A 2,954-nucleotide genomic window follows, 5' to 3' on the forward strand; every position below is an offset into this window, starting at 1 on the left:
AAATAAAGAAATTAAAAAGATTGTAAAAAAGAAGGATACAACCAAATTAAGCAAGGCAAAGAAAAAACCGAATATTTTATTTTTGCAGTTAGAATCATTTTTTGATATGAACAATATGAAAAATATTAAGTTGTCAAAGAATCCTGTTCCTAATTTTGAAAATCTTCTTAAGAATTATCCAAGTGGTTATTTTAATGTGCCAATTGTTGGTGCAGGAACTGTAAATACAGAATTCGAAGTAATGACAGGTATTAATTTGGATTTCTTTGGACCGGGAGAATACCCTTTTAAAACAAAATTAGTTGATACTACCTGTGAAAGTATTAGTTATAACCTGAAAGAATATGGTTATAAGTGTCATGCCATTCATAATAATACAGCTACATTTTATGGTAGAAATCAGGTATTTGCAAACTTAGGCTACGATACTTTTACAACAATTGAAAATATGGATGTAAAGAAGTTTACGCCTATGGGCTGGGCTAAAGACAAAATATTAACTAAATATATTATGGAAGCTCTTAATTCCACAAAAGATCAGGATTATATTTACACAATATCGGTTCAGGGACATGGAAGCTATCCAACAGATGGTAACTATAAATATCCTATAAAAGTCAGTGGTGATGTTGATGAAGCTACAAAGAATAAATATCAATATTATGCTATGGAAACATATCAGATGGATAAGTTTATAGGAAAACTTGTTAAGACTTTAAGTGAATTCGATGAAGACACAATTCTTGTAATGTATGGTGACCATCTACCAAGTTTCGGCTTAAGTGGAGAAGATTTGGTAAATGGGGATGTTTATCAGACACAGTATGTAATTTGGTCTAACTTCAAAAATGATTACTACAAAAATGAAGACATTGAAGCTTATCAGTTAGAATCAAAGATTCTTGGTGGATTGAACATGAATGCCGGTGATATTAATAAATATACACAGGAACACAAGAAAGATGATAGCAAATCGTATCAGGAAGGGTTAAAAAATCTTGCTTATGACCTGCTATATGGTGATAATTATGCCAGCAATGGTAGGAATCCTTATAAGCCAACAAATATACAGCTTGGTTTGCATGAAGTGAAAGTTAGTTCGGTTACACCGATGTATAACTCTGACGGTGAGGTTTGTGTATACGGAAAATATTTTACAAACTACAGCAAAGTTTATGTGAACGGTGAAAAGAAGGAAACAACATTTGTTGACAAAAACACCTTGACTATCGATTATCCTGATTTGAAAAATGGCGACCAGATTTCGGTTTACCAGCAAAATTCTGATGATCATGTATTGTCAAAAACTGAACCGTATACATTTACTGATGATGAATTAGCACCGGAAACAACTTCTTCTAAAAAAGCTGTTTCATCATCAAAAAATAAAAAACAAAAAAATAGCAAGAAAAAAACTAAAAATACAAAATAAAATAGCATATAAGTTTTAAAACTCCATTACAATATATAAAGATGTAATGGAGTTTTTTTATGAAAAAAATTATTACGTTTATATTAATAATGACTTTGACTTTAAATTGTACACAGGGGAATGCAATGGTCAAAGGACAAAATAATGATAAAAGTATGTCTAAAAACATTACTAAAAATGTTGCTAATTCAAATGTGGAAAATGATACTGCAAAGGATGAATATAATGCAAAGTCCTATGTTTTAATGGAAGCTAAATCAGGTAGCATTATTAAATCCAATAACGAAAATGAAAAATTAAGTCCTGCAAGTATTACAAAGATTATGACTTTGATTTTGATATTTGATTACATACATAGTGGCAAAATAAAGTTAGGGGATATGGTTACAACAAGTGCAAAAGCTAAAAGCATGGGTGGGTCACAGGTTTTTTTAGAAGAAGGAGAACAACAGAATGTGGAAACTTTAATAAAATGTATAATCATCGCTTCCGGTAATGATGCTTCAGTTGCTATGGCAGAACATATTGCAGGAAGTGAGGAAGAATTTGTAAAACAAATGAATACAAGAGCAAAGAAACTTGGTATGAATAATACAAACTTTATAGACTGCTGCGGTCTTACTGATTCAGATGATCATTATACTACAGCAAAAGATGTGGCAACAATGTCCAGAGAGCTTATTACAAAGTACCCGGAAATATTTAAGTATTCAACAATATGGATGGAAATGTTTACTCATAAAACTGCTAAAGGTGAATCAAAATTTATGCTTACCAATACAAATAAGTTACTTAAAGTAAATAAGTATGTAAAGGGCTTGAAAACGGGCAGCACCTCTAAGGCTAAATATTGTGTCTCTACAGTTGCTGAGAAAGATAATGTGGAATTAATTGCTGTAGTAATGGCTGCTGCTGACTACAAGGAAAGATTTAATATATCCCAAAAACTTATAAACTATGGTTTTGCAAATTGTAAAGTTTATACAGACAATAAAAAATATAATGGAAATATTAAAATATCCAATGGGAAAAAGGAAAGTTTAAAAATTAAAAAAACTGATTTTAGTTATGTTGATACAAAAAATAATGATTTATCGAAAATAAAAAGAAAAATCAGCATCAAGAAAGACCTTCAGGCACCGGTAAGAAAAGGTGAGATAGTAGGCAAAGCCTCATATTACTTAAAAGGAAAGAATATCGGAGAAGTAAATATAGTATCAGAGGAATGTGTAAATAAAATGAACTACGGTTTTTCATTAATTAAATGTATGCAGATGTTTTTTAGAATTGGATAATTAGGTATATGATAAAATCAGACAACTACAATGCATAATCATATTATATAAATACACTGGATAACTATGTTAGATAACTACATTAGTTAATTGCGTAAGATAACTGGATTTGATAACCGTATGTATAGTTAGTGTAAAATTTTAGTTGGCAAAAAATAAATAAAAAAATGGGAAGTAGAAAAAACCACTTCCCAATCATACAGTTTTTCTTTATGATATTAACTGCT

2 protein-coding genes are annotated in these 2,954 nt (G+C 30.2%); both read left to right on the forward strand.

Features of this window, described 5'->3' with window-relative positions:
- Positions 1–1,432 (forward strand): LTA synthase family protein (locus ACZM4J_RS11425; protein WP_489486209.1); only part of this gene is annotated, 1,432 nt, incomplete at its 5' end.
- A 59-nt stretch (positions 1,433–1,491) separates the two neighbouring features.
- Entirely contained in the window at positions 1,492–2,727 is a 1,236-nt protein-coding gene (locus ACZM4J_RS11430; protein WP_022164530.1) for a D-alanyl-D-alanine carboxypeptidase family protein, read from the forward strand.
- Positions 2,728–2,954: the final 227 nt, after the last annotated feature.

It is taken from the genome of Eubacterium sp. (assembly GCF_057858645.1).

What these genes read in the sequence shown, in the direction of transcription:
- ACZM4J_RS11430 (WP_022164530.1), top strand. Translation starts at nt 1,492, where the DNA reads ATGAAAAAAATTATTACGTTTATATTAATAATGACTTTGACTTTAAAT.